Source organism: Stieleria magnilauensis (assembly GCA_007753675.1).
GTDB classification, from domain to species: Bacteria; Planctomycetota; Planctomycetia; order Pirellulales; family Pirellulaceae; genus Stieleria; species Stieleria magnilauensis.
This window is the reverse complement of the sequence record CP036432.1, coordinates 5,416,683-5,439,974: the sequence shown is the minus strand read 5'-3', so window position 1 is coordinate 5,439,974 and position 23,292 is coordinate 5,416,683. Positions and strand designations below refer to the sequence as shown.

At 57.8% G+C, this 23,292-nt stretch carries 25 protein-coding genes; 2 read left to right on the top strand and 23 right to left on the bottom strand.

Going from position 1 to position 23,292, the window contains the following annotated elements:
* Positions 1-8: 8 nt before the first annotated feature.
* The 14 genes from TBK1r_RS19015 to TBK1r_RS18950 all read right to left on the bottom strand — a co-directional run bounded on the left by TBK1r_RS19015 (position 9) and on the right by TBK1r_RS18950 (position 11,836).
* The gene (locus TBK1r_RS19015) at positions 9-800 is read right to left on the bottom strand and encodes a hypothetical protein (protein WP_145214037.1); all 792 of its coding nucleotides are present in this window, start codon (positions 798-800) and stop codon (positions 9-11) included.
* Positions 801-814: 14 nt separating this feature from the next.
* Positions 815-1,063 carry a hypothetical protein gene (locus tag TBK1r_RS19010; RefSeq protein WP_145214034.1) on the bottom strand — a complete coding sequence of 83 codons (249 nt, stop codon included), beginning with the start codon at positions 1,061-1,063 and terminating at the stop codon, positions 815-817.
* Positions 1,064-1,084: 21 nt separating this feature from the next.
* Positions 1,085-2,053, bottom strand: a complete 969-nt coding sequence (locus tag TBK1r_RS19005) for a hypothetical protein (protein ID WP_145214031.1) — start codon at positions 2,051-2,053, stop codon at positions 1,085-1,087.
* Positions 2,050-2,535 carry a hypothetical protein gene (locus TBK1r_RS19000; protein ID WP_145214028.1) on the bottom strand — a complete coding sequence of 162 codons (486 nt, stop codon included), beginning with the start codon at positions 2,533-2,535 and terminating at the stop codon, positions 2,050-2,052. The genes TBK1r_RS19005 and TBK1r_RS19000 overlap by 4 nt, the downstream gene beginning before the upstream one ends.
* Positions 2,535-3,080 (bottom strand): hypothetical protein, encoded by a 546-nt coding sequence (locus TBK1r_RS18995; RefSeq protein ID WP_145214025.1) that lies wholly within the window; start codon positions 3,078-3,080, stop codon positions 2,535-2,537. The genes TBK1r_RS19000 and TBK1r_RS18995 overlap by 1 nt, the downstream gene beginning before the upstream one ends.
* Positions 3,080-3,517 (bottom strand): hypothetical protein, encoded by a 438-nt coding sequence (locus TBK1r_RS18990; RefSeq protein WP_145214022.1) that lies wholly within the window; start codon positions 3,515-3,517, stop codon positions 3,080-3,082. Before TBK1r_RS18990 ends, TBK1r_RS18995 begins: the two co-directional genes overlap by 1 nt.
* A gap of 255 nt (positions 3,518-3,772) precedes the next feature.
* Entirely contained in the window at positions 3,773-4,603 is an 831-nt protein-coding gene (locus TBK1r_RS18985; RefSeq protein ID WP_145214019.1) for a hypothetical protein, read from the bottom strand.
* A gap of 70 nt (positions 4,604-4,673) precedes the next feature.
* Complete coding sequence (locus TBK1r_RS18980) at positions 4,674-5,621, bottom strand: Mu-like prophage major head subunit gpT family protein (protein ID WP_145214016.1); 948 nt, start codon at positions 5,619-5,621, stop codon at positions 4,674-4,676.
* A gap of 52 nt (positions 5,622-5,673) precedes the next feature.
* Positions 5,674-6,090 (bottom strand): hypothetical protein, encoded by a 417-nt coding sequence (locus TBK1r_RS18975; protein WP_145214013.1) that lies wholly within the window; start codon positions 6,088-6,090, stop codon positions 5,674-5,676.
* 136 nt (positions 6,091-6,226) lie between these two features.
* Positions 6,227-7,441 carry a hypothetical protein gene (locus tag TBK1r_RS18970; RefSeq protein ID WP_145214010.1) on the bottom strand — a complete coding sequence of 405 codons (1,215 nt, stop codon included), beginning with the start codon at positions 7,439-7,441 and terminating at the stop codon, positions 6,227-6,229.
* Between the two features lie 546 nt (positions 7,442-7,987).
* Entirely contained in the window at positions 7,988-8,896 is a 909-nt protein-coding gene (locus TBK1r_RS18965; protein WP_145214007.1) for a transposase, read from the bottom strand.
* 9 nt (positions 8,897-8,905) lie between these two features.
* On the bottom strand, positions 8,906-9,553 hold the full coding sequence (locus tag TBK1r_RS18960; protein ID WP_145214004.1) for an IS110 family transposase: 648 nt from the start codon (positions 9,551-9,553) through the stop codon (positions 8,906-8,908).
* 319 nt (positions 9,554-9,872) lie between these two features.
* Positions 9,873-11,594 (bottom strand): phage portal protein, encoded by a 1,722-nt coding sequence (locus TBK1r_RS18955; RefSeq protein WP_145214001.1) that lies wholly within the window; start codon positions 11,592-11,594, stop codon positions 9,873-9,875.
* Entirely contained in the window at positions 11,591-11,836 is a 246-nt protein-coding gene (locus TBK1r_RS18950) for a hypothetical protein (protein ID WP_145213998.1), read from the bottom strand. The genes TBK1r_RS18955 and TBK1r_RS18950 overlap by 4 nt, the downstream gene beginning before the upstream one ends.
* Positions 11,837-12,088: 252 nt before the next feature.
* Here TBK1r_RS18950 and TBK1r_RS18945 point away from each other — a divergent pair, with 252 nt between their 5' ends.
* Together TBK1r_RS18945 and TBK1r_RS18940 are read left to right on the top strand one after the other, a co-directional pair.
* Positions 12,089-13,261, top strand: coding sequence for an ISAs1 family transposase (locus TBK1r_RS18945; RefSeq protein ID WP_145213995.1), 1,173 nt, complete (start codon positions 12,089-12,091; stop codon positions 13,259-13,261).
* A gap of 827 nt (positions 13,262-14,088) precedes the next feature.
* A complete protein-coding gene (locus TBK1r_RS18940) occupies positions 14,089-15,108 on the top strand; it encodes a hypothetical protein (protein WP_145213992.1) in 1,020 nt (339 codons plus the stop codon).
* Positions 15,109-15,224: 116 nt separating this feature from the next.
* On the opposite strand, the gene TBK1r_RS18935 is transcribed toward TBK1r_RS18940, so the two are convergent.
* The 9 genes from TBK1r_RS18935 to TBK1r_RS18895 form a co-directional block, all read right to left on the bottom strand.
* The gene (locus TBK1r_RS18935) at positions 15,225-15,434 is read right to left on the bottom strand and encodes a hypothetical protein (RefSeq protein ID WP_145213990.1); all 210 of its coding nucleotides are present in this window, start codon (positions 15,432-15,434) and stop codon (positions 15,225-15,227) included.
* Positions 15,431-17,425, bottom strand: coding sequence for a terminase gpA endonuclease subunit (locus TBK1r_RS18930; protein WP_419580139.1), 1,995 nt, complete (start codon positions 17,423-17,425; stop codon positions 15,431-15,433). Before TBK1r_RS18930 ends, TBK1r_RS18935 begins: the two co-directional genes overlap by 4 nt.
* Positions 17,415-17,945, bottom strand: a complete 531-nt coding sequence (locus TBK1r_RS18925; protein WP_145213984.1) for a MerR family transcriptional regulator — start codon at positions 17,943-17,945, stop codon at positions 17,415-17,417. The genes TBK1r_RS18930 and TBK1r_RS18925 overlap by 11 nt, the downstream gene beginning before the upstream one ends.
* Before the next feature lie 20 nt (positions 17,946-17,965).
* Positions 17,966-19,372: a hypothetical protein gene (locus tag TBK1r_RS18920; RefSeq protein WP_145213981.1), complete on the bottom strand. Its 1,407-nt coding sequence runs from the start codon at positions 19,370-19,372 to the stop codon at positions 17,966-17,968.
* Entirely contained in the window at positions 19,369-20,463 is a 1,095-nt protein-coding gene (locus TBK1r_RS18915) for a hypothetical protein (RefSeq protein ID WP_145213978.1), read from the bottom strand. Before TBK1r_RS18915 ends, TBK1r_RS18920 begins: the two co-directional genes overlap by 4 nt.
* Complete coding sequence (locus tag TBK1r_RS18910; RefSeq protein ID WP_145213975.1) at positions 20,453-21,013, bottom strand: hypothetical protein; 561 nt, start codon at positions 21,011-21,013, stop codon at positions 20,453-20,455. Before TBK1r_RS18910 ends, TBK1r_RS18915 begins: the two co-directional genes overlap by 11 nt.
* Positions 21,014-21,017: 4 nt before the next feature.
* Entirely contained in the window at positions 21,018-21,290 is a 273-nt protein-coding gene (locus tag TBK1r_RS18905) for a hypothetical protein (protein ID WP_145213972.1), read from the bottom strand.
* A gap of 177 nt (positions 21,291-21,467) precedes the next feature.
* Positions 21,468-22,373, bottom strand: coding sequence for a S1 family peptidase (locus tag TBK1r_RS18900; protein WP_145213969.1), 906 nt, complete (start codon positions 22,371-22,373; stop codon positions 21,468-21,470).
* 2 nt (positions 22,374-22,375) lie between these two features.
* Entirely contained in the window at positions 22,376-23,017 is a 642-nt protein-coding gene (locus tag TBK1r_RS18895) for a hypothetical protein (protein WP_145213966.1), read from the bottom strand.
* Between the last annotated feature and the right edge of the window lie 275 nt (positions 23,018-23,292).

Sequence of the window (23,292 nt, the reverse complement as noted above, 5' to 3'; positions counted from 1 at the left end):
CCAGGCTGCTAATTGGCCAACGGTGGGTCGGTACTCGCTGAACTGGCCGGCGTTGGTTCTGCGGATCCAGATCCCGTAGCGGTAGTCGGCCGGCCCTGCCGGCCATCCCAGTTTCCCACCGCGTCCCGGTAACCCTGCCAGTCGATCGCGGCGTGAATCACCCGCAACGCATCTTCGGTCGAAAGGCATCCAAGCACTCGGCTGGACAGTTCCAGCAGCGACACCCGGTAGTTGACGCCGATGCAATTGGCGGCAAACCGGATCAGTTGACTGCTGGAGAGTCCGCCATCGTTCCCACCGGCCAACCGCGTCAGAACCCGGAGCCCGATGTCGAACATCTCTCGGTACTGCGGGACGACCGCACCATCGATCGGGTTCCCGTTGTCGTCCAGATCGATGCAAACCGGCAGCGGCGTGTTCCAGACCGCGGGCGTGTCATCTCCCTCCTGCCACATCACCAGCTTTGGGACGTTCCACTTGTACCCGCCGGTCGTCTCGACCGTCACGCTGGTGACCTGTTCACCGCGGGCCAAATCTTCGGCGGTCGGTTTCGAGTCGAATCCGACCCAATACGGCGGCGATTCTTGGCCGAGTTTCGGCGCAGGGATCCAGGATTGCGTTTCCGCATGCATGGCGTGCAACGTTTTGGGATTGCGCCCCATGATGAATCCACGTCGCCCATCCGGTCCGATACAACCTTTCGGCGTCGGATGGTCGATCGCGTAACCCAGACCCAGCCGATCAATGTCCGTCGGCGTGATTTGGTTCGCGTCACTGGGGATGAAATACAGGAAGGGCATGTGTCAGAGCGTGATTAGGATGGGTCGTCCGCGGTCGGTTCGGTTTCAGTTCCTGCGTTCCTGACAACCGCTGCAGGTGCCGATGCCTGAATCTTCGCCAGCGCATGCAACAGTGCCCCGCGGCCGCTCTTGTTCTTGTACGCCGCGAGAATCGCTGCGGCATCTTCTTTCGAGATCGCCGACGCCTGGCGTTCCGAAGTCGGAACACCACATCCCGTCATCGCACGAATCACGAACGGCAAATCAGGTTTCTTCTTACTCATGAAGGGTTCCTCAAAGTTGCATCACGCCAGCGTGTGGGCCAAGTCCATCACGATCATGTCGTTGGTCGCATCGTCCAGCCCGTTGACCGTCACCTGCATCGCGTGCGGCGCATGCCCGCTGGCACTGATCTCCTGGATCGTCGCCACGCCGTCGATCGTGAACTCGGCGTGATTCGCGCCGGTTTCAAACGCACCGCTTCCGTGCACTTTCTTGCGCAGCACAAACGAGGTGTCGCCGTGCGTCGCGTGTTTGCCGACCAGCGGGATCTTAGAAGCCCGAAACTTTTCGATGTCGTAGCAAGTGATTTGCACCACCGGCTTGCGTTCCGCGATGAATAATGATTTCGCGTTGATGTCGCCGTCGGCCGATTGAGGTTGAACCGAAATCCCGAACCCAATCGAGATCGATGTCTTGTCCGTGAACGTTTCGCCACAGATATCCACCGGTCCCAGGTGGTAGCCGTTGACATCGGTGATCGCCGGAGGAGTACCCCATGCGCCCGGATACTCGATGTCCGGGGTGACGATCAACGAATCGTTCGTCTCATCCCACAGCGAGAACACTTGGGCGGACAAGGATGCACGGCTGCCGTGGGACACCGAAAGCGTTTGCGGGATGATCAGCCCGTTGGGAATGGTCCAACTCGTGTGCTTTCCCGCCGGCGAAACGCCTGTCAAATCGATCCCACCGCAAGGCAATCGTTTGATCGCCCACATCTTGAATCCCAGGTCGCTCCCTCCGATCAGACACTCTCCCTTGGTACCGATCACGTTCAACAACGTCTTGATGTCCATCGTCGTGAACGTCGCATCGGGCTGAACATTCCCCACTTCACCGTAGGAAGCGTTTTCGCTACCCGCGGTGACTTCGGTGTTGACCTGAACGCCGGGACGAATGCTCTGCTGCGAGATCCCACCGATCCAGACCGATTCGGTGGGCAGCGGATCGCCGGCGCGAAGCTCGATGGCGTAGGACGTGTTGCGGGTCATCGGAAGTTCCCTTCGAATCGGGGCGAGAATCGAGCAATGAAGTAGTGACCGAGCAAGACGGATTCCCGGTCCGGGACGCGGCGGAACTCATCCGCCATGTCGATGTCAGAGTTGGGGTGTCGGAAATTCAGCTTCCGCAGCTGGGGATACGCAACCTTCACACCGCCGCGATTTTGCACCTGACCAGTTCCCGCCCGCGCCGTGATCCGGGCCGTCGCCGCCAGCCGGCGGACTTCACCCGTTTTCACCAACGGATACGTGTGACCGAACCGACGGAACTTTTCGCGGACGTACTTGGGTTTCCGTTTCCCGTAATCCGCTTCGGTCGCGTGTTTATGCGTGAACCGTTTCGGTCGATACTGCAGATGGAAATGACGCCCGGTGTCCTGCCACGCCGGCACCGACGCAGCGACGTAGGCTTGGCGGAGTGATCGGCCGACGCCATTCCCGTGAATTTTCACAGCATTCGGTGGAGTGACCATCAGCGCACCTCAAACCGCAGCATGCCCAGCCAACGCGGCCGGTCGGGCTGTGAATCCTGCACTTCGTCGCGTTCGTCGTCCGGTTGCGGAGTCGCACCGCCGTAGGACGGATTCATCAGGCACAGGTGCGACTGTCCGGAGATCGATTCCCCGGTGCCCTGGATCGCCATGCACTCCATCAGGATGCTGCCAAATTGGTCATCGATCCAGGCTTCCTGGTCGCTCTCATCTACAATGTCTTCGTCCTCAGGCACATAGATCCCGATCGCGATCATCATCGTCCGGCTTTGGACGTCGCTCAGGTTCCCGTCGGGCGTCGATTCAAATTCCACGCCCTCGCTGTCGATCAGAATCCGCGGGTATTGAAACGGGGGCACCAGAATCGTCGTGCCGTCGTCCGGGAAATACATCGGGGCGTAAGTCTTGATCTTGGCCAGCGCCTCAGTCGCGTTCGCGACGCCCAGCACCGATCGCACCGTCGCGCACTCAGCCAACAGCAACCGCATTTGATGCTTGGTCGAAAAGATGCCGTTCGGCGTGTACATCAGCCCCTCCGTCCGACCGCGTGCGAAGCCTGATGCTCCGTTTGACGGGTGCACAGCACCGATTGAACCGCCGCGTCGTGTCCGATGATCCGTTTGACGTTCAACTTGATCGTCCGGTCATGTTCGCTGACGAGGACACGGTCCTTGCCGGAGGAACTGATCACCATGGGGACACAATTCCCGGTTTCATCGATCCGGTGAGTCGGAAACTCGATCACCGCCGACGAACGCACTATGCGTCCTTTCTCCGCATTCAGACTCCCCCGGCCATCGCCGCGGACCTGATTCGATCCCTCTTCGTCCGACCAATCCACGATCGCATCCACCTCAAACGCATTGGCCGCTACACCCAGCGGCCAATACACCACCGTCTCCGCAAACCCATCGGTATCGAAGAACACATCATTCGCCTCGGCAATCACATCACGCAAATTCAAGTTGGTGTCCAGGCTTCAGTCGCATTCGAGTCAACGTTGGTGTCCAGGCTTTAGCCGCTTTCGATCGACCGTTGGTGTCCAGGCTTTAGCCGCAGGTTTTCTATTGGTCTGTCTACCGCCGTCAGGCGAATCTCAAGTCACTCTCCCCCTGGGAGAGTCGAGCGCCAGCGAGGAGAGGGCTGCCTGGGAGAATCCTCCCCTCGCTAGCGCTCGACCCTCCTTGGAAAGGAGGGTGACGCATGGAGTCCCGTAGTCTCACTTCGCCGCCACAATCCCCAGCGCCGTCCGAATCTGCTTCGCCCGACCGCCGGCGATGTCGGTCAACTTCGTCAGGTCAAACCCCTCAGCGACCTTCGAGTTGATCTGCTCCGGATCCATCACCCAAGCATGCTTATCCGCGTTCTTCGCCAAAGCCTCCGCAAGTTCCGCCGACAACCCCGCGGCAAGCAGCTTCGACTTATCACCGGGATCAACGTCTTCGTCACCGTCAGTCGTCTCCACCGGAGCGTCCAAGCCCAGCGCCTCGTGAACCGCACTCGCCGAATCAACAGTGAACCCGTCCAGCAACACCAACTCGCCACCGTCACTGATCCACTGAGTCAACGAGTCCACCGAAAGCGGACTGGGAAGCGAATCACCGTTTCGCTCGAGCAAGTCGACCAATTCATCCGGCAGTTCGATCGAAACAGAATCAGCATCCTCCCCGGATCCATCGACGTCCTTCGCACCTGCCCCGTCCCGACGAAGATCGATCACACTCGGCGGCGGAGTGTCACTGGTCCCGATCGCCCGCCGCGCTCGCGGACTGACCTCCAACTCCTGCTTGTGGATTGTGTGAAACACACCGCGAGTCGTTTCCCAGTCGACGATGAATCGGCCGGGCCGTTTTTCGTCCGCCTTGATGATCACCAGCGCCCGACCTATGTCACGTTTGACCAACTCGGCCTCTTCGCTCGAAAGCCCGACCGGCTGGTCCGGATCAAACGTGATGACCTTCTTGACGTTGCCGCGCTTGTCACGCACGGCACGGTGAAAGGGCTGTTTCTTACCGGGATGGCGTGCGACAGTCAGAACGGGTTTCGACATCAGGCGACGACTCAGGTTGGTGAACGGATCAGTTTGCGTTGGATTCGGGTTTTGTTTCAGCGTTTCAGGATCAAACCAACTTGACGCGGTTGGCCAACCACCAGGCCAACACGCCCAAGTTGTAGCGCCCGTTACCACCGACCTTGACATCCTTCTCTTCCGGGTCGTCATAGTTCTTGGTGAACATCGTGATCGCTTGACGATCTTGGAACACGAACGGCTTGATCGATTGTCCCGTTCGATAGACATCGAACTGGTTCCCGGTGTACTGCACCAACGGGATGATTTCGGGACGGGTGAGCGTGAACTTGTCGACCGCCGCACCGGCGGTGCCGGCCGCGTTGGTTTCCAGAACCAGCTTGGCTTGGAACGCCTTGTCGAATATCGGCCACAGATTCGGCGAACAGGTGATGACCAGGTCACTGAAGTCATGTGCCGTGGGAAACACGAACGGTTCGCCGCGGTCGTTCTTGTACGTCAGCATGTTCAGCAGGACCTGCGTGACCGCGTCGAGCAACTCTTCCGTGGTCGGTTTGGTCGGATCCGACACGTCGATCGTCAACAGGTTCGACTGCACGCCGCTGTCGCCCCAGACGTGGTCGGTGTCGAAAAAGAACTGGCCATCGAAACACTCAATCGTTTCGGCCGCGGCCATCAATTGGAACAACACCTTGTCCGGGTGCCGTGCGAACATCTCCACAAGGCCCTCACCCATCCGGGTGAAATACCCCGAGTTGCCGTCATCAATCTTCTTCTTCGGCAGCCGGATACCGTTCGCCCAATCCTTGTTGCGGATCTGGAACTCGGCGCTGGCGAGTTGATCGAACACCATGTCCCCGAGCCATTCGTAGACCTCGGGGAACGCGCCCAGCCAATCGTAGTTTTCCGAGTCCTGCGTCGAGTCGATGACCGTGCAGAGCCGCGGGTAGAACCGTTCTGCCCGTTCAAGTCCGACTTGAACCTGGTGCCGGACCCGGTTGCCGACCTCGGCGTACAGAGCGTTGTTGTGAATCGTCATCCGCAAAATGTCCTAAAAAAGTGGGAGAGGCTTCCAGCCTGTCAATCAACGCTCACACCGCCTGAAAATCGATCGCGACCTGACCAGTGTTCGCATCCACAAACTTTTCCAACGTGCCGACGTAGGAGTTGTTGGTCGGACTCAGCGTCAGCGTCCAGTTGTCGCTGGCATAGACCTTCTTGCCCTCATCGGCCTGCGTGATCCCGCCGGGAAACGGCAGCACGAATCGGTGTTTGATGTAGTGCTCCACATCCAGGTCGCCGTCCGCCCCCGCCGCGTTGTCCGCTTCGCTGTGAACGATCCCGGCAAAGCGGTTCGCCCCCGCGGCGATCACGTTGGTGCGATGCCCGGTCGAGTCGATGAAACACAACGTGCCATGCGGCAGCCGGATTCCCGCGGCGACCGGTCCCGACGAAAGACCGCCCGTCCCGCCAGTCATTCGGATGCGTTGATTCAGAGTCGTAGCCATGATTCAGTTCTGTTGAAGTAAGTTCCGTGTCACCGTTTCAAACTCGCTTAGAAAGTCACCCTCCTGGCAGGAGGGTCGAGCGAAGCGAGGGGAGGACGCCTTCCGATCACTCATCAGAAGCGTTTCCCCTGCCGACCTACTCGTCCGAGTCACCCCCAAGATCGATCCCCCGCTCACCGGCTGTAAAACTGATCCAATCCGCCTTGGACCAACCCGCCGCCTGCAGCAATTCCTTCCGCTCTTCAAACTCCTTGCCGAGCGTCTCTTTCGCGGTCAGCTTCTTTCCGCCGGCACCGTCATCGTGCCCCAGCGACACGTGGCTTTCCTGCTTCCGCTTCGCCAGGCTTTGGATCGCATCATCAACCGACAGGTCGCCGGCCAGCTCTTCGGTCACATCCAATCCCGCCAGTTTCCCCAGCGCCGCGATCGTGTTCGTGCGCGACTTTTCCGCCTTCTCTGACGCATCCTTGGCGGCCAGTTGCTCGGTCAGTTGGTCGATCTTGCCGGACAAGGCATCGACAGCGGACGTGTCCGGCTGGTTCGAAGCGGTTTCGGTCGTCGTCGTGGTCACGGAATCAGTCTCCGGTTTGGGGTTTGGTTTTTTTGGGCCGAAACGGCTTTCAAGAATTCGGTCGCGTAGCCCGTCGATCCGTGCGGACAGCACATTGGCCGGCGCGTCGGGAAAGAGTTTGTCAACGTACTGATCCAGCACGACGGCAAGCTTCGATGAAACGCGGCGGTCGCTGCCTTCCATGAAGTTGCTCAGCGATTCGACGCCAAACAGATCACCGTGCACGGCATCGCCTTCATCGACGAAGTCCGATGCCCACAGCTTGGTCGGCCGAAACAATGGCGGCCGGCGGTTTCCCTGTTCGTCGTCTTCGCGTTCCAGCTTGTCGGTGCTGATCACGACGCTGGACTGAAACGATCCGGGGTCTTCGTCCGCGGCATCCAACAGGAAGACGCCCAGCGGAGTTTTTCCGCCGGTCGCGTTGTGTTTCATCGCGGTTTCGGTCAGAAGAGCATCCGCGCGAACGATCTTTCGTCCGTCCCGCTCATCCATGCGAAAATTCTTCGCCCGAGCAACATGCTTCCCCAAACCATCGTCGCTGTAGGATTCATGTTGGAAGTGAACCTTCACTCCCTTGGTTTGTTCATTACCCAGCTGAACGATCGTCTGCAGCGCCTCGACATCAAACTCGCCGCGGCCCTTGCTCTTACAAGGTCCCTGTTCGCAGACCACATAGCCATTGATCCGTCGGTTGGCACGATCCACACCGATCCGATCATCCGAAGCAACCTTCGTCGCACGCAGTTTTGTGGGCTCAGCAGTGACCTTGGCAAGTTCCATGCCCCAATCATCCCGCACCCAAACCCCAATACAACAACCCGAGTCCTATTAGTAGGAGCCACCCCAGCACGCCGCGTCAGCCAGTGGCTCGAGCCTACCCGCGCCAGCATTCCCCATCACGCGCCGGTCGCTCACGCGTCCCGCTGGCATCGCACACCCTCACGCACCTACCCTGGCACCCTTCTCCCCCGGCTTTGCGGGGGAGAAGCACTGTCATGGCCGAACTTGATTTAGCTCGCATTGGCGAGGTGCGCGCGAACGCCTAGCGGCATTACCTTACGGTAACTTTTTTTAGTCTTAAAGTCCAATGGCTTGTCGGCTTGCTGAGCACGTCTCAGTCAGCATGAATGGTTCAGTCTCGCCACCCTGGTAGATATCCGAAGCTTAGGAGCCTCACACTGTCTTATCCGGCGTTTGAACCGCTGACAGAGCATCACACTTCTTCCACGGGCTTGTTGACTGCAGCTTCGAGAAGCCGCGTCTGCCCTCGGGCTGTAGACGATGTTATCAGTGTGCAAGTGAAAGCACGACAAGTCAACGCGGGCCCTAAGCTTCGGACGAGTTTGATTCTACCTTAGATGCCTGACGAACTCCAAGTCGAACCAGAAGAGGAATGAGCAGATCGCCGATCGATACGGCTCCGCGGCGTTTTTTATTTGCCAGCTTGGCGAAGGGTTTTGCTTCTTCGCTATAGACCGACTTGGGAAGCCACTTGAGAGCTTCATTCATATCAGCAACCGTTTGATCAAGCGGCGTGCCGTGTTCGATATAAAACTTCCATAGCTTTTTCAGCAGGCACTCCCGGTCGACGTGCTTACCTCGCCACACTTGGCGTCCGCTGACGATCTGGAAAACCATTCGGTTAGCTCGGTTAGCCATTCGACACTGGCGATCGAGCGTGCAGATATCTTTGCTCTTCCACAAAGCAGCCAAGCCACGGTAGTACGGATGGCATTTGATCAAGTTCTTTGCAACGAGAATGCAAGCGGAACGCAGTCGACGATTGCAGTTTTTGGCGACGGAACCGCTTCGGTCAATTTCATCACTTTGGTAGCGAGCAGGGTAAAGCCCGGCGCGTCCGTTGATCGCAATGGCAGTTGCATAGTGCTCGATCGGTGCAGCTTCGCCCGCATACTCACCTGCGGAAACAACGTTGATCCCAGTGACAGAGAGAAGCAATATATATGGCGTTTTCACGAGAAAATGCGCCGTTTCTTGTTCAATCTGGCTGATCTGTTCGTTGAGCAATTCGCGTATCTCATTTAGCTGTTTCCATTGCTTGGTCAACAACGGGTACAACGGATCGGGTTGAACTGCCTGAGCACTCCACGCAAAGATCTTGTCGAGTGTTGTTTTTTGAACTCGAGTCTTGTTCTTGCGAAGGTACTTTGCCATGCCGGTTTGCTTCGCTTTTTTGATCGCCTCGTCAGACGGGAATTGTTTCGCGATGATCATCGCAATCGATCAGTTGAAGAGTTTGTCATCATCCCAAAGATCCGCGTAGCCAGGCATGGATTGATGCAATAACGCTCGCAACTGTACTTGCACCCGTGCGCGTTGCTTGACCAAATTGCGACGCTGCCGACAAAGACGTTGCAGTGACAGGTGGGTTTCATCAACGGGCAAGATCGCCAATCCGTATCCGTTGATGGCGGCGTGAAAAATCGCTTCGAGATCGTTAGGGTCAGTCTTATTGTTGGGGTGAAGCGTCTCTCGATAGTGCGAAGACGCGAAGGGGTGAACCGTCCTTGTGTCGTACCCCGCTTTGCGAAACGCTTGCTGCACGGGTTTGTGGTAGACACCGGTCATCTCGACGGCGACAATGGAGTCGAGGATCCCTTCGGCTTGACAAGCTGCATCAACGAGTTGGACCATTGCTGCGAGAGCGCCAGCACTGTGCTCGACCGAAGTTGGTTCGACAATGACACGACCAAAGAAGTCACAGAGCATCCAGATCGACCGTCGCTTGGCACAGTCCACCGAAACGATACCGAATTTCTGAGGGCCTGCCTGTTGGACTCGTTCCTGGATGACACCGGATGGCTTTCCGATGTAGCGTCGCTTGGTAGCCTTGCAGGCGGATTTTCGACTAGATTTTTTCGTAACGGCCATTTGAGTTCTCTACAAATTGGAAGTGTTGAAAAGTTCTTCCAATTGAGCACTCGAATGGTCTTTGTCTAGATTTTTCACGATCTAGGGGCATACCAGGGCTGGGGATGAGGGGGCCAGCATTGTGATAGAATGGCAGTCGCCATGAATCCCTACATACCACCACACGACTCTGACGGCACAGTGCCAAAGCGACTTGGTCGGCATACAGTTGGCGAGTGGATTACAATCGTATTCTTGGTGGTGGTGATCACGCTGGTTGGCGCTATCATCTCGAACGTGGTCTTGAACTCGATGGTCAATCAATCATAGAGCCTTCTTTTCACGCAGCTACTCCACCGGTCTTCTCCCCCTCTCCCACCTCCCCACTCCCATCTCGCTGCTTGATTGGCAACCCAGCCCGTTCCCGCTCCTCAACCTCCCACTTCTCCCGAGCGATCTCCAGCCGGATCTTCTCGCGCAACTCGACATCCCGCTGCTGCATCCCCTCCAGCCAATCCTGATCCTTGTCGGCATAAACTTCCGACAGCGTTTCCTGATCGCTGTTGATCGCGACCTCGTGTGCCGAAACCTCCTTTTCGGGATCCACGGCACCAAACGACGTCCCGCCCCACGAATGATCGTGGAACTCTTCCGGATGCCGCGTGTAAGTCAACACATCCGTCACGTCGTCCATGTGCCCATAAAAGAACGCATCGTCAACGATCCGACGCCACAGCGGCTTCAGCACTTGGTGGATCATCGCCTGGGCGCGCATCCGAAACCCGATTCGACCGTCCAGCATCGCCAGCCGGCCGCTCGAATACGTCGTCCGAAAGAAATTCTTGGCCAGCAGCTCGTACGGATAATTCAACGCCGCCGCGATCGCCCGCAGTGAAGCTTCCACAAACGGCGCGAACGTCGATCCAGGCCGCGAGGGATCGACCTTGACCAGGTCATCGTCACTGTTGATCCGTTCGACCATCCCCGGAAAGATCTCTTCGAACGGGTTGCCCTGTTCGTCGAACTCGCCCGACGCCATCCCCGCAGAGATTTCCGCCGGCGTGCCGCCGCGTTTGCCGGTTTTGATCACGATCCCGAAGCAGGCTTCGATCTGCTTGCCGATCAATTCGGCTTCGTGGAAGTCGTCCAGATCCTTCAGGAACGCGAACGCCGCGCACAGCCACGGGATGCCCCGCTTTTGTCCAGGAAACATCGACTCGAACAAGTGGACGACTTGCTCTTGGCCGGCGGAGTTGTAACGTCGGACGAATTCGTACTCGACGTCGTAGCGTTTACCGTTTTGGACCTGTTTGCGGATGTAGTACCCGACGATCTGATCGGTCTTCGCGTGGTAGCGAATCCCCATCCGCACGTTCTCGTCGTCGCGATAGTCCGGGGGCGTTTCGACCCGCATTGGATCGATGACTTCCACCGTCAATCCGATTGGGCCTTGGAACGGAGCGTCACGGAACAATACGAACGCTTCGCCGAACATCGCGTAGGTTCGGCAGATCAGCCGCTGCGCTTCATCCAGCGATTGCCGACGGGCGCGGTCGACGCCACGATTGCTCCAGCGTTTGCAGATCCTCTTAAGAGTCTTATTGGCAAGATCCGCTTGTTCCTTGTCCAGGATCTTGCTTTCGGTGATCTGCGGCCGACAGCCGAGTCCGACTCCGATCTCGTGCGAAACACGCCCCTCGATTGCGCCGTGAGCATGAGGATTCGACTGATACAGCTCCCGAGCTCGGAACTGCATCTCCTGCTGGCTTTCTTCCAACTGATCATTGATCCCACTGTGATCATTGAACCAACGTCCGTCACGATGCGGAGCGGACCGAACCGACGGATGTGCATGACGCGACCGCCGCCCGAACCCCTTCATTCGAGTGGCCTGCTCGGCCAGCAGCCGGCGTTTCAACCGAGAAGCAATCCGCCGCTCACCCCAAGTCGGCGCAACGGTGAAGATCGCCTCGTCGATCGCATAAGCAACCCGCTCAAGCCGCGAACCCGCCTTCCGGTCCCCTGGCCTACGATGTCGTTTTGAACCGTTCAGAGCGATCATTTGGTCAATCGAGCCCGGTGACGAGTGGGGACCCTATTGGAGACCGATTCCAACCGCCCGATCTCCTCATTGATCCACTGTAGAAACTTCCGGCAATCCTCCAGCGACTCCATCCGATGGCTACGATTGCGGATCGAAAACTCCGCCGTACCACGTTTCCCACCGGAAAACGTCGCCCGCATCGCGGCAACGACGTCACGGCGAAGTTGTTGCAGCTCGAGGAGGAAGAGGTGGTCTGTCATGATTTAAGCATGGCGGCGATGCGCATCAGCTCAACGATTCAGATCCTATTGATAGGATCTTCCCTCCGCTGCTCAGTAAGGTCATTGGGGACTCCGTGGAACACAAACAACGCCCCGCCTGGGATAGCCCGGTTCCTCGATTTGCATCCACGACGATCGCACCAAAATCTGGTTTCAGTATTCGTTGATGTCTTGCCTTGGTGAACCCCTCTGCCAATAAATTCAGCCGGACTGGTTTTTCACTGCCCTGGTATGGAGATGGCAATGGCTTCCCAAATTGACGTGTTTCACGAGTGTTTTGATCAGGTCAGCGACCCGCGAGTTGCCGGACGGACGATCCATCCGCTCAACTCGATTCTATTCTTGGTTGTCGCGGCGGTCATCGCAGGCGCGGATGGTCCCGATGAGATCGAAAGCTTCGGTGGAGAGAAACTCGACTGGCTCTCCAAGTTCGCTGACTTTGAAGCTGGAATCCCTTCTCACGACACCATCACGCGAGTGCTGTCGTTGATAAAGCCCGCGGAGTTTCAAAAGGCGCTTCTGCAGTGGCACTCGCACCTTTGTGAACTTGCCCATGCATCTTCCGATTGCGATTCCAAAAATCACACAGGTCCCATCCACGTGGCGATCGATGGCAAGACGGTGCGAGGGTCCTATACCGATGCGGAAAAATCCAACGCGATTCACATCGTCAGTGCCTGGGCCACCGAGCATAGTGTCACGCTCGGACAAACCGAGGTCGATTCCAAGTCCAACGAAATCACGGCGATTCCCGAATTGCTCGATCTGATCGACGTGCGCAATTCGATCGTGACGCTCGATGCCATGGGATGCCAAAAGTCGATTGCTGAAAAGATCATCGAAGAAGGTGGCGACTATGTGTTCGCCGTCAAGGACAACCATCCCAAGCTTTGCGCCGCCATCGCTGACTACTTTGAGATGGCCCACAACGAAGGGCTCAAAGACCACGGTGTTCGAACCATCACCACGCTTGGAAAGCAGGCCGGGCGAGACGAAGAACGCTTCTATGCGACTTGCCCGATTCCCGAAGCGCTCCGCGAACTGACCGACCAATGGAAGGGAGCCAAAAGTATTTGCCAAGCGAATACATGCACCACTCGTGGCGACAAGCAATCAAGCGATGTCCGGTATTACATATCAAGCCGACCGGCAAGGGTGCGTGAATTTTCAAATTGCGCGCGTAAGCATTGGGGGATTGAGAGCATGCACTGGGTTCTCGATGTGGTGTTTCATGAAGACTCCAGTCGGCTCCGAACCAAAAACGCGACGTCGAACATGAGCTCTGCTCGCCGGTTTGTCACAACGCTCCTCAAGCGGGACACTCGGAAGAAGAGTCTCAAGCGGAAACGCAAAATCGCTGGCTGGAACACTGACTTTCTCGAAAAACTCCTGTTTGCAGCCTAATTTTGGTGCGATCGTCGTGGATTTGCATCGGAGTTCCCTATCAGCGAGAATATGTGCCACCTTCTCACTGCTTCAACCGCCGATGTATGAGCTGCGGCAACGCGATTTTTCCCCCTCATGCGATGATTTGCAAAGTCACAGTCGGCGACATAAACGAGAAAACTGGGCACACTGACTTCCAGTCAAGCCACTCTGCACTCTACGACTGGTTATACGATTGGTCACTCACCCGCCCACCAGTACGACAAGCTTTAAACGCGACAGGGCAATCACTGTTCGGTCGATTGTTATGCCTTCTGCGCGGACATGCAAAGTAGAACTACACCGAGTCGAGCACATTTCACTCTGCATCTTACCACGCAGAAAACTCGAGGTGAGAAGATGCGATTGCCTATTGCTATCGTCGTGTTGACTTTGTTTGCCGTTTCGGTAGCAAATGCTCAAGATTGCTGCGTGTACGCGGGAGACACCACATGTAACGCTCGGTACACACCCACGACGGGTCCTTCCGTCAGATGTTTCACTTGTTTCCCCCAAAGCTCAAGCGGAACATGCGGTCCTGACTACAGCGAGTGGCAAAACTCCACGAGCGACATAGCCGCATGGAACAAAGTGACTAGCGGCGGCACGAATCGTTTTTCGAGCGTCCGCACGCAGGCACAATCCACTATGAGTGCGATCCGCGTTGCGAAGAAACCAGTCCAGGTCAATGGGATTGCGTCGGCGACATCGCAGATTTTACGATGGACGTCATAGCCGTATTTAGCGAAGAATTACCCTGCACATAACCTTCACAAATCGATTCTCTTTTCTAGGCGGGAGATGTCATGTATCAAGCCAACACAGTTTTTATCGTTGCTCTAGGTGTCAGCTTGATGATACCTTCCGCCTGTTATCCTCAGCAGCTGGGGATTCTTGGAGAGGCCGCCAAGAAACCTGAAGATATTGCAGGAACCATAATCGATGAGATGCACATGGAGGTTCAATCCGCGACGCGATTCGCAACTTGCTACGCGGGTTCATATATGAACGATGGTCGTGCGAAGCCCAACGCGAATGGTGTCTTTGAGTTCGTCGGTTTCTATGCCAGAGGGCACAATAAGTCGGGGGAAAGGCAGGTCCGCGTTTGGTCTGCGAACGATGCGACTGTGAACGGACAGTTTCTGCCTTTTTTCTACACGAACGACCGGCTCTTCACGAAGAACAAGTGGTCGTATACCAAATGCGGCAGCCCTGTGAAGGATGTTGATCCACATGAGGAGAAGGGAGAGTATCGGTTCAGAGGCTTATGCCTGGACTCTCGACTTGCGATGATCCAATTTGCGTACGGGATTAGTTCAGGAAAAGCCAGGGGACTCTGTGAAGAACACTACTTCTTGAGTTCAAACCTTGTTTCCGCAGAACGAACGCAAGAAGGCAATATAATTGCGGTCGTTCAAGGTCCTGGAAAGAATCGGTTCCACTGCACTTTAGATAAACGGTACGAGTTCCGCCCGAGTAAAATTGCAGTCACAAAAGAGGATGCAGATTTGCTGGATGGTGATACAAACGCAATTGTCATCAACGAAATCCGCTGGACACAGGAGAAGGATGCCGAGAAAGGTAAGCTAACTCGCTGGATCGCGGATGCGGGAAAAAATACGCAGTATGGTGGTGGCACCAAGGCAAGTGCACCGCGAGCCATCTCGTACAGCTGGAAAGCTGCATGGTGGTATGGGGATGATGTTCCAGCGCATGTATTTTCAAAAGAACATGTAACCTCTGACAGCGGAAAACTATTTGACGAATTCGGAAAATTTATTGAAAAGGCCTCGTCAGTGCGTTCTTTCGACGAGGCCGGTGGATGAAACTAAGGTGTCAAAACTAAGGTGTCAGGTCAAAACTAAGGTGTCAGGACTCTTTTCGAGCAAAGAAGGGGGCAGTTGCGAATCGCGACTGAGTTTTCCACCCAGCAAAGTCACTTCTACCCACGCCCCTTCCGCCCCAACCACGATTTCCTCATCGCGATCCGCACCGGAGCGACGTCAAGCGACACCACACTCTTCCGCTCCGGGCGGTACCCGCAATTGCCACATCGGTAGTACCGAGTCCGTGTGTTGAACTTGCGGTTGACGCGGGTCGTTTCGACTCGCAGGGTTCCTTTTTGACAGACTGGGCATAGGTCGTCGCTCATGATCTTCGCCTCCGGATGAAACGGCCTTGAGTGTTTGACTTGCGGACGAAACCGGGTGAGGATGGCTTCGTGGCGGGTTGCTGTTTCGGGGATGACGCGAGCTTGGTTTGGCGCTGCAGCCGCTGGTCCAGGTTCTCGGTCGGGAAGCGGCGCTCTTTGGGTTGACGCTCCCACTTGCTGTTGGTGAACACTTCGGCCGCGGTCCGCGCATAGCGGAACACGTCGCGGAAGTCGACCGGGATCGTTGATTCGTCGATCCGGACGTGCTTGCCTTCGAGTGGGTTGTAGCGCTCGTTGAGAAGCTGATCGAACAGATCGAGGTCACCGACCACCTGACGTGGCAGCATGATCGACATCGGGTCGCCCGGCAGCCGGCGGACCATCGCGTTGTCCAACCAGTTTTGCGTCACCATCGTATTGACCTGGATGCACTGCAGCCCGGAGATTTCATTGGGGTTCTTTGAATTGCTTCCGCCGAAACGGTTCTCAAGCTCCCGCTTGCCGAACATCTTGATCCCCATGTTGCCGTATCGGGCTCCCTCCAACGGCCAAACCCAAGGACTGCGCGGCTGGTTCACCGACATGCAGAACGAAAACACTTCTTCTTGACGGTTCCCGTCCTTGGAGTCGATCAGGTTCATCAGGCTGTGGATCGGATGGCCGTCTTCGTGTGGCCACGGCGTCTGCAGCCAGGTCGCGACGTCGCTCCAGCTCGGCACCGTTCCGTGTTGAATCAGATACCCGATCTTGTCCCGGTCCCAGCCAAAGGTGCCCACGACAAAATGGTCCAGCTGGACGTCGACCGCCGTCGTGACGAAAACCACCGGCTTCGGTACCGTTCCCACGTCCCAGTTGCCGACACACAGCCGCTGGGCCAGCTCTTCGGACTTCATCTGAACCACCAGCGGAACCCAGGGCATTCCCCGCGAGTTGTTCTCGAACGACCGCTCGGCCTCCGAATCGCCCCTCGATTCGACGTACGCCCGAGCGTTGTCGGAAAACGAAAACGTCGGGCCGTACAGCCGGGACAGCTGAAACGACTCGTCGGGCCCGTCGTTGGTCGGCGTTCCGATCAACTGACCTGATGCATCGACGTACTGGCCTTCGGCGCACCAGACGCCCTTGCGAATCATTTCGCGGCGCTGCTCCTCGCGGATGTCTTCGCCGCATTCTTCGCAGACGTACACAGCCGTTCTCGCGGCGATGTTCGGGTTGGAATCCCCGTTCTCGTCGCGGTCCCACCACAACCCGCCGGCCGAGCGGTCCGTGCCCTCATTCCAGACCAATTCCTGGTGATGGCCGCAGTGCGGACAGGGGACGTGAAAGCGACGATTGGTCGCCATCGCAACGTGCTTGCCGATCCGCGATTGGCCCTCGATCGTCGGCGTCGATTCGGCGTACAATTTTCGGTCCGGGATCTCTTCGCCACGCGCCATCGCCAACAGGAACGGATCCGCCTCTTCTGACTTGTCCTTGGTGTACTTGTCGACTTCGAACATCGCGATGTAGCGCGGGTCCTTGTCGCCGAGGGTCGACGCGGATCCCGACCACGCCCCGTAGATCGTGAAGGTTGACGTTTTGACCTTCTGTTTGGCACGCCGAGCCACGTGCGGGCACAACCCACGGGTTTTTGGCGACTTCTCCAGCATCGGCCAAAACCGGTCCCCGATCGTTTCTTCGACGATCTTCTGGTCCGGGCCGATGATCATCCCGACGTCAGGATTGTGGTCTTGTGCCGCGTGCATGAACGACAACCCGTCTTCGGTCTTCCCCAGCCGGCTGCCGGCCATGAAGAAGATCCGTTTGACGTTGGGATTGTCCCAGGCCTCCGCGATCCCTTTCACCCAGGGATAGTCAAAGTAGTTGAACGGGATGCCCTTCTTGGTGTAGCTGTTCTCCTTCATCCACTCCCACGTGTTGATCGCCTCGACGGGAAGGATGCAATCGAGTGTCCGGTCGTCGGGCACAAACGGTTCCACTTCAATCGTCATGTTCGATCTCGCGAAGATCGGCGAGCTGGGTGCGCAGAGCACGCAGGACAATATCAATGCGTTGAGCACAGTCACGTTCCAGTTCCCGTTGAATCTCAGGGGCATAGCCGGCGGCCAATTGAGCGGGGATTTTTTGGATCTGATTTCGACACGTCGACAACACCCTCGCCAAATAGTTGTTTACGGCAGATTTGTGCACCAAACCTTCGGAAAGCAACTGCCGTTTGAATTCCGTGATGACCGCTTCGGAGCTGACCTTGTCGGCCTTGCCCTCTTGTTCCTTCAGCTTCGCCATCGCCATGCGAAACTTGAATTCGTCGGGATCCGCGAGTTCAAGTTCCGATGACTTGCGGTTCAGTTTTCTCCATGTCTTGATCGCTTCGATGTCGTAGCCGGCGTCGGTCTTCGCCGGTGCGCCCTCGGCCAGCCAACTCTTGAGCGTCCGTTCATGAACACCGATCGCCTTCGCAGCATCCGAAATCGTCTCCGCAAGGACGTGGGTTGGATCGTGGTCTGACATCCATCATTCGCTGCCTGGGATCAATTCGGGTGGGATGCCAAGACGACCAGTCGCTGATCAGCCAGCAGTGGTGACACTTCACCCGACCCGTTGATGTGTTCGAATTCGTATTTGCCGTAATTGTCCGCCGGCAGGTTCGTATGTTCGACTTTGTTCAGCTCGATCTGGCCGTACAGCGTTCCGGCGTCATCGACCACTGTGCCGGTTACATCACGCGTCACGCCGCCGGGCAAGGTCATCCCCAATCGCACGGCATCGCCGGCGGCAATACCCGGCTGGTCGATCTGGATCCGCACCGGCCCGATTGCGGAGGTCGACGTGTAGTCCTTGTTCTGCACCAGAACCAATGTCTTGGATTTCGGATCTAGCAACGACATCAACACAACTTTGATCGCCGACAGCTGCTGCAGCGCGTTGGCGGTGAAGGAATCGACGCTGACATCCCCGCCGGCAGCCCCCTGCGAGGCTTGGACGACCGATCCCGATACCGCCGTTTCATCGACGTTGACGTTGAACAACTGCTTCAGCGCCGCGATGTCGAATCCGCTGACCGTCGCGCCGTCGTTACTGGGGGCGGCGACAACGACGGTGGAGTTTCCGTCGACCATCGAATTTCCATCTTCGCTGTAGGTGACCTTGAAATTCAGCTGCTCAAGCGGATCGCCGCTATCGATCTCGAAATACGCGTGGAATTGTCCAACACCGTCGCGGGCCATGAACGACGTGGGAAAGCCGCCCGATGCGACCGTGTACAGGTTTCCCGAGCGATCGACTCCGGCCGCGTTCTTGACCGTGATCGTGACAAGATTCCCGTCGGGATCCTCCATCCCCACGTCGTCGGGCGAGTAGATCCACAGATCGATGCGAAATCGCTGGGCTCCGCTCTCAGGGAGTGGATATTCTTTCGGGAGGACCAACGAAGACCGGACGGAGTTTTGAATGCTGTCCACACTGGCCTGAGTCGCGATCGGGCCGGCCGACAGGTAGTCGATGTATCCGGCACGAGTCGCCGTCCAAGCGGACGCCAGCGCCGCTCCGTCGGTTCCGCGCATGTTCGACGCCAGTGACGGAATGTAAACGGATTGGTTGTCGTGACCGATCAGCCCGATCGTCTCCTTCACGACCACCCCGCCGTCGATCGAGCCGCCGAACAAGACTTCGGAGGCACCCGCGGCGAAAGCGGCGTCGGGCATGTCGACACGGACAACACCATCGGAGATGTGCAGCATCCCACCGTCGCTGTGAGCATCATCGACCGCTGACAGGTCGGCCAGGCTTAGCGTGATTTTCAAGCCGCCCTGACGCCGATACCAGATTTCAATGCCGGCCGATGCAGACGTGGGTGCTGGACTCAACGCCAGCCCGTTCGTGTCAAGAAATTGCAGATAGACCGACTGATCGGCGCTGCCGTGGGTGACTTGCCTCATCCGTGGTGCACCATCATCTTCAGCAACGACGAGGGGGCCGCGCCGCCGATCGTTTCGTACAAGTTCTGGTGGACGTACCCGCTGCCCGCCGCGCCTCCGGCCGCACTCGGGAAACTGCCTGGCGTGACCGAGTAACAGCGTCCGGCGATGGACATCATCGACGCGTCGAAATCGGCAACGGCGTAATCGTTGATCCAGCTGTCGCCACCCACGAATTCCGAGCTCGACACCCTGTACGCGGTGCCGGCGGTCAGCGTGACTGGCGTGCAGGGCTCAATGTAATGCCCGTTCAGCAGCGTACTGGCCGGCGTCACCGTGCACGATGTCACCTGTGCCGCATCACTGTCACGCCAGACCATGATTTCATGATCTTGTGCCATGCCCGCCGAAGCGTCGGTCGGCCGTCCCAGATGTGTCACGCTAATGTCACGCACCGGAGTGAACCGATAGCCGACGTCGCCGCCAAAGTCATTACGGTTGGCATCGGGAGGCCCCACCTTGATGGCTGGGCGGAAGGCCTGTTCGATCACCTCCAGATAGGAAAGGTAGTCGTCGGTGGTGGCGATCAATCGCAGCGTGGTCGAGGCAAAGTCGTGAACAAAGACCGATCCGTTGAATCCGCCGGCCGCCGACGCGGTCGCGTGATGTACTTGCCGGCCCATGATGTCGGTGACGTTGCCGACCGTGTGGTTGGCCAATGTCGTCGGCACCGAGTACACGAGCGTCTCGCCGTCGTACAGCCGGAAATAGCCGTCGGTGAATCCGAGGTCAGGGCGGGCAGCGATGATGCGAATCGCAAACACTCCCGTGTGGGGAAGATCCAGCCGAAACGAATCAAAGAAATTCCCAGAGTTATAGCGCACGCTGCCGGCCGTGTTCGGATCGGCGTTGTACGGGCTTCCCAGGTCAGACCCTTGCCGAGCCGTTGTGTAGACTCCGCCGCTGTCCTCGTGGCCAAAGGTCAACCCATCTCGCGAAACGGGATAGGCATCGGTCGATAAATAGTCGGAACCCAGGCAGTAGGTTTCCCCGGCGTGATCAGCGACGTGACCGGCGGTTTCGCGGAAGTTGATGCGTGCCTCAAACGTCATTCCACGCGTCTCCCGCGTCGGACAGAATCTTGGCCGGTGACGCTTTCGCTTTCAGCGCAAGCTCGGCCACCCCAACCGCGGCATTCGCCCGCGCGACGATGGATGCAAACGCCGCATAGCGATCCTCGGAGGCGATCAGCTCGACTTTCGCGGTTCTAATTTCATCCAGCGTGACCGGATCGGACCAGAGTCGGGTTTCTTGGTGGCCGATCCATTTCAGTTGCTGTTTCGTCGATTCGGGGATGGCGGCCAGTTCCGGCGAGACGATCAACTGGTCAGCCATCGCCAACCACTGGGGATCGGTCGCATCCAGACCCAGCGCAGCAAACCGAGCCGCATTGCCGGTCAGTCCCGCGGCGAGGATTGCCTGATAGACCGCTTCGCCGACTGCAGCACCAAACACACGCGAAATCCCCGCGATCGACCACCGTCGTTCGCTCTCGGGTTTCTTTTCGTGCGTCACGGCAGTCAACGCCGCCTGCAGTTCGGCCGGCGTCATCGTGCGCCAATCCGGAACGGATCGGATTGCAGTTTGCAGCGTTTCGCTCATCGCATCACTCCTTGGACTTGATGAGTTCAAGTTCGGTTTTGACCGAGGCAAGTTCGACGCGAATGTTGGCGCGATCCTCTTCGCACTTGTCGGATCGAGACTTCAGGTCAGCGTTGCTGGTCTTCAGTTCCGCGATCGCGCTGGTGTGCTCTTGCTGAGTCTTCTGCATGTCGGATTTCACGAACGAAACCAGAACGCGCCACAGCACCGCGACCGCCCCGGCCAGCGTAACCGCGACCCAATGCCAGCCAGAGGGTGGTTCATTTTCGCTAATCAATTGAAGCTCCGTCCTGAATTAGCATCCCCAAAAAACATCCCGCATGCATCCCAGCACATGGCGTTAGCCAGTGGCGCGTGTCTGCAAACAGTGGGATAGGCTTCCAGCCTGTCATCCCAACACCGACAGGCTGGAAGCCTATCCCACGCGCCGCTCGCTTACGCTTCCCGCTGGCAATCACAACCCAAACAACGGACCGGTATCGTTCCCATCACCGTCGTCTGCACCCCCCTCTGGCAAAAACTTCCGAACCCGCTCCATCGCATTCGCAACTTCCGATTGCCATTCGGCGAGTTGCTTGACCATAAACTCGGCTAATTCCGGATTCGGCTCAGGGTCATCCGGCTCATCATCACCGCCGTCATCCAGGTGATCCCAGATCGGCAGCGTCGTGATATTCGTCTGCTGAAAGAACCCTTCTTCCAGATCCTCCGCACGATCACTCAGCTCGACCAAATCATGCGGCCGTGGAAAGCCAACAGCCGCGCGGTTGGCATACTGCAGCCAGACCGAACGCATCGTCTGTCCGGCACCGTCGCCGCCCCAGGACCAGGTCAGCAATCCGTACTGCAGGTTGTCGCGGATGCTGTGAACACCGCTGCCCGACTGTCCGCCGATGCTGATCGGTTGCCAGCGCCAGACGGTCCCGTTGTGGGTGATCCGAGTCGTTTCGAGCCGCTGGTAATACGGCCCGCGGCAGCGCGGATACCCGCCGGTATAGTGTTCACCCTCGGGAACTTGGTTCCTCAGCTTCACGTGCGGCAGATCCAGCTTGCGATCCGCTTCCAGCACGGCCCAGTCCATCATGATCCGGTCGGAGTAGGCCGCCATGATCACGGTGGCGGTCACGGTCTTGTTGTTGGCGTGCGGGAACGTGCACCGCATCGACTTGCCCAGCTTCGTGCCGGCGACGTGGGCATTGGTCAGGATCAGTGATCGGCCGTTGCGAACACCGACCAGGGAACCCGAACCGCAAACGTTTCCGTTGCTGACTTTGCAACAGCCCCGGCTGGACGGTCCAAGCGGTTCATTCGAATACGACGCCTGATCGACGTCCGCGGGTAGAGCGAGTGTTTCGGTCATGCTCAGGCCCCGACACCAACGGCGATCAACAATTCGATCAGCAATGGGATAAACACCTTCATGAACGCCCCAAAGCCTTCCCAGTCGATCGCAGTGCGATCGATCTCCCCGCTCGTCTTTCGCGGCAGATCATCCACCGCGGGATCCCCGGAGAAGGCCATCTGCGTCACCGCAAGGTCTTCGGCGGCTTGCCGGAACGAGGGCGAGATCAAGGCGACGCGAAGCAGCGCGGCGTCACGCACCGTGATCATCCCGCTCCGTCTGGCCTCACGAGACGCGTTGATCACCGCCCGCCGAAACCCATCCGACGCCTCTGTCTCAATCAAGTTCTCCGCCGCATCAAACGGCATTGAACCCGCTGGTGTTGCAAACCTCGCCGTCTGTGTCCGCGAAATCGCCGGCGGCGATGACGGGCCAATCACCACCGCGCCCGCCGGCACCGACTCACCCACACCCCACGGCGACACCTCCGCGGATTCCGCAACCGAATCGCTTGAGCAATTCGGTCCGGTACAGACGTTCCGTTCCACCTGCCGAGGAACAGACGCGTTACGAAACAGCAGCCGCCGGATCGGCCCATCGGAAAACCCGACGGCAGAGAGAACAACAACGACAAGCAGGACACCGCAGAGAGCCCGACGCATAAGATTGGCCTGAAGATTCAAAGAGAGAGGCTTACCAAAGTCCACATCTCCCGAATCCTACAAACCCCACCCCGCCCCCTCCGCGTCAGCAAGCGGAGAGGGATTTTGTTGGAAATAACGGCCGCGCAATTACATCTGTTGAACAGCAGTCGTTCGGATCAAATTCCAGAAAAGCACGGAAACCTAGTAGTGCACCGGTGTCGGCCACCGGAGCGTATCCGCTACTTTGCCCACCCGCTCCGAGTAGGCGATTGTCAATGCGCGGAGTGCTACTA